The 3,519-nt window shown below is 71.4% G+C and carries 7 protein-coding genes; 2 read left to right on the top strand and 5 right to left on the bottom strand.

Annotation, left to right across the window (positions count from 1 at the left end; translation table 11 throughout):
• The coding region (locus AC1D15_RS22605; protein WP_477827731.1) for a CGNR zinc finger domain-containing protein at positions 1-85 on the top strand (85 nt) is incomplete at its 5' end.
• A gap of 88 nt (positions 86-173) precedes the next feature.
• On the top strand, positions 174-809 hold the full coding sequence (locus AC1D15_RS22600; RefSeq protein WP_477827729.1) for a hypothetical protein: 636 nt from the start codon (positions 174-176) through the stop codon (positions 807-809).
• 24 nt (positions 810-833) lie between these two features.
• Here the strand turns inward: AC1D15_RS22600 and AC1D15_RS22595 are convergent, their stop codons facing one another.
• The 5 genes from AC1D15_RS22595 to AC1D15_RS22575 form a co-directional block, all read right to left on the bottom strand.
• Positions 834-1,595: an alpha/beta hydrolase gene (locus AC1D15_RS22595; protein WP_477827728.1), complete on the bottom strand. Its 762-nt coding sequence runs from the start codon at positions 1,593-1,595 to the stop codon at positions 834-836.
• A complete protein-coding gene (locus AC1D15_RS22590; RefSeq protein ID WP_477827730.1) occupies positions 1,595-2,119 on the bottom strand; it encodes a class IV adenylate cyclase in 525 nt (174 codons plus the stop codon). The genes AC1D15_RS22595 and AC1D15_RS22590 overlap by 1 nt, the downstream gene beginning before the upstream one ends.
• A gap of 26 nt (positions 2,120-2,145) precedes the next feature.
• On the bottom strand, positions 2,146-2,535 hold the full coding sequence (locus tag AC1D15_RS22585; RefSeq protein ID WP_047507361.1) for a VOC family protein: 390 nt from the start codon (positions 2,533-2,535) through the stop codon (positions 2,146-2,148).
• Positions 2,536-2,622: 87 nt separating this feature from the next.
• A complete protein-coding gene (locus tag AC1D15_RS22580; protein ID WP_477827727.1) occupies positions 2,623-3,108 on the bottom strand; it encodes a hypothetical protein in 486 nt (161 codons plus the stop codon).
• Positions 3,109-3,200: 92 nt separating this feature from the next.
• The coding region (locus AC1D15_RS22575) for an alpha/beta hydrolase (RefSeq protein WP_477827726.1) at positions 3,201-3,519 on the bottom strand (319 nt) is incomplete at its 5' end.

The following is a 3,519-nucleotide window of genomic DNA, read 5'->3' as shown; positions in this document are numbered from 1 at the left end:
CTGGTGCTCGATGGGCGATTGCGGCAACCGCGCCAAGGTGCAGCGCCACCAGGCGCGCCGATCGGCCGCCGCACAGGACGGCTGACCGCGGCGCCCGAGGTGCAACAGCGGTTCCCCTCGCGCGTCGCAGCGTGYACCCTTGCCGCTGCTCTCATCTCCCACGTTGTCTTCCCATGCGCCTGATCCGGTCCCTGCCCTTGCTGATCCTGCTGTCCACGGCCCGCGTCGCGCTCGCCGCCCCGGCCGCTTCCACCCCCGCGGCGACCGATCCGAAGCCCGCCGAACGCTGCGAGACCGCCGTCGCCGACACCATCCGCGAGATGCGCGGCAAGGAAGCACGCGACATCGAGTTCATCGCCGCACAGCGCTCGCTGCTGCCGGCCACCGGCGACGAGACCACCGTCAAGGGCGCCGGCCGCTACAAGACCACCGCGACCGGCGTGCACAGCTTCACCTACCGCTGCGCGTACAACGCCGAGTCGAACGAGACCTCGGGCGTCGTGTTCCGCGAGACCGGCAGCACCCGGCCCCTCGTCGAGAAGGCCTGGGAGCCCGACCTCAGCAAGGTCTCGCCCGACGCCTGCGAGACCGCAATCGCCGCGACGCTGAAGGACAAGTACCCGCGCGTCGGCCGCATCGCCTTCGATGCCGAGACGCGCCGCCTGCAGCCCGCCCCCGACGACGGCACCTGGCTCGACGGCCAGGGCGCCGTCGAACGCGCGCCCGGCATGAATTCGATCCCGTTCACCTACCGCTGCGCGTTCCAGGCGCGCACCGGGCGGCTGGTCAGCGCGCAAGCCACGCCCTGACGCAGGGCGGCGCGAAGCCAGGGCCTAGAAGCCGGCTTGGAGCGCACGCCCGTAGGCGCTGCGGCGGGAGAGGTCGTTGTGGCCCGCATCGGGAATGACGGTCATCGTCGCGATACCCGGCGCGAAGGCCGCCAGCAGGCGTTCGGTGCTGGCGCGCGGGATCACTTCGTCGTGCTCGGCGGCGATCAGCGTCGTCGGCACCGTGAGGGCCGGTGCATGCCGCACCGACTCGTAGGTGTCCTGCAGCAGCCAGCGCACCGGGAACCACCGGAACTGCGCCGATGCCAGGCCCAGGATGCTGTCGTACGGCGTCACCAGCACGAGGCGCGACACCGGGCGCTCCCGCGCGACACGGATCGCGATGCCCGAACCGAGGCTGCGGCCGATCACCGACACGCGTGCATGCGAGCGGGCGACGAGGTCGTACAGCGCGAGCGCATCGCCTTGCAGCGCGGCCTCGGACGGCGAGCCGCCGCTGCGGCCGTAGCCGCGGTACTGCATCGCGTAGATCGCGTGGTCGGGGAAGGTGCGCGCCAGTTCGGGCAGGGTCTGCGAGACATCCTCGCCATTGCCGCCAAAGTAGACCAGCGCCTGCGGGCCGTCATGCGGCCGCACCGACGCGCGCACGTCCACCCCGAGGCCCGGCAGCGTGATCTCGCCGGCCGGCGGCCCGCTGCGCGGTTGCGGGAAGTAGAGCAGCGAGCGCTGGAAGGCGTAGAGCGCGCCGCACAGGCCGAGGTAGCCGACCACGACCAGGGCCACCACGACGCCCAGGAGTTTGAGCATCAGGGATGTCGCTCGCTGGAGGACAGCAGGTCGACATAGGCCCGCTCGACGAGCTGCCCGRCCGGCACCTGCAGCTGCGCCATCAGCGCATGCGCCTCGGCCACGCCGGCCTCGGCCGGCTCGCCGTCGCGCAGCACGACCTCGAGCTCCAGGAAATCGCCCAGCCGCTCGACGCGGTCGAGGTGCACGCGCGTGCGGCCCACCAGGTACAGCGTGCGCTGCTTGCGCACCCGGCCCGCCTGGCCGTGGGCCAGCGTGAGCACCTCGCGCAGCAACGCCGGTTCGGCGGTCGTCGAGCGCAGGTAGAACGATTCCTTCGGGCCGGCCTGGTCGGCGCGGCGGTAGAAGATCAGCTCGCCTTCGGTGGCGGAGAACGCGCGCAGCTTCAGCCGGCCGTTCTCGCAGCGGAAGAAGGTGTCGTCCTGCGCGATCGGCGTCGGCCCCTGCTGCGCGAGCGCGGCGACACGCGGTTCGAGCTGTTCGATGCCCTCGATCCGGGCCTTGATCTCGATGTTGCGCGCCATCTGCAGACCTGATCTCGCAGAGGTGGTCATGCGGCCACCTCGCCTTCGGGGCCGGCCAGCACGACGACGTAGCCGTCGGGGTCRCGCAGCCAGATCTCGCGCCGGCCGTGGTTCGGGTCGACCCCCGGCCCTTCGAGCACCTGGGCGGCCTGCTGGCGCACGCGCAGCACGGCGGCGTCGAAATCGTCGGTGCGGAACCACAGCAGCATGCCGTTGCCGCGGGCGCTGCTGTCGGGCCGGCCGAGGTGCGGGTGGTGGCGGGTGTCCCACGGCCGCAGCCGCATCACGACGCGTTCGCCGCACAGCAGCGTCTCGTCGTCGACACCCGCGGCACTGCTGCGCAGGCCGAGCACGGATTGGTACCAGTGGCAGCTGGATTCGAGATCGCGCACGGCGATCAGGGGCTCTGGAGACATGGGAGGCGGGTGCGAAGGACGGAGCGCGACCGAGACACTATGTCACAGCGGTTCAGCCCGGGTCATGCGGATTTCGCAAGCCGCCCCTCAAAAGTAGTAGTGCGCCGCCGCCCAGCCGAGGATCGCCGGTGCCGCCACCAGCAGCGCGACCGCACCGAGGCAACCCTTCTTCGCATCGGCGTTCGACGCCGTGCCTGGCGCAGGCGGCTGCACGCGCTTGGCCGCCTCGGCCAGATGCGCCTGTTTGGCCTGCTGGGCATCGCGGCGGGCCAGCATCTCGCCGGGCCCGTGGGTGCGGTTCTGGATCACCGATTGAGAGCCGCGCCAGCGCGTGTGGCAGGCGTTGCAGAAGAATTGGCGCGAGCCCTGCTCGTAGGCGACCAGCGTGCGGCGCGAGTGCGTGAACTGCTTGGTGCAGTTGGCGCAGGTGAAGCGCAGGTTGGCCGGGCCGCGCGCACGGCCGCTGCCACCGCGGGTGCGGGTCTGGCGGCGGCGGGCTCGCACGAGCCACAGGCCGGCGATGAAGGCGACTGCGGCGACCAACGCCGCGAACAGTTCGGGACTGAATTCCATGACCGGGCGATGCTAGCGGCTTGCGGGGCCGTATGCCGCCGCAGCGGGTTCGCACCGGTAAGGGGCGTGTCGAAATGCCTGAGGAAGAGGGGTCAGCGGACCAGGTACCGGTCCAGGAAAGCGATCACGGTCTTCCGGTAGGCCTCGGGGCCGGCGTTGAAAAGGTCGACATGCGCCGCACCGTCGACCGCCCAGAACTGCTTCGGCTCACGCGCCGCGTCGAAGATGCGCCGGCTTTCGGCGAGGGTGGTGTGCTGGTCGCGCGTGCCGCTGGCGACCAGCACTGGCGCCTTCAGCGAGGCGATCGCGTCGACCGGGCGCAGTTGATCGGGCGAGATGCCGGTGCGCAGCGGAAGCTGCCACAGCAGCAGCGGCGCAAGCGCCGACCCGACCGGTCCGAGACGGCGCGTC

It is taken from the genome of Rhizobacter sp. P2_H2 (assembly GCF_056403375.1).
The sequence above is the reverse complement of the archived record's forward strand: the minus strand, read 5'-3'. Positions and strand labels throughout refer to the sequence as shown.

Bases quoted from the DNA above. Each gene is read 5' to 3' on its own strand.
- AC1D15_RS22600 (WP_477827729.1), top strand. From the start codon at position 174: ATGCGCCTGATCCGGTCCCTGCCCTTGCTGATCCTGCTGTCCACGGCC.
- AC1D15_RS22595 (WP_477827728.1), bottom strand. From the start codon at position 1,595: ATGCTCAAACTCCTGGGCGTCGTGGTGGCCCTGGTCGTGGTCGGCTAC.
- AC1D15_RS22580 (WP_477827727.1), bottom strand. From the start codon at position 3,108: ATGGAATTCAGTCCCGAACTGTTCGCGGCGTTGGTCGCCGCAGTCGCC.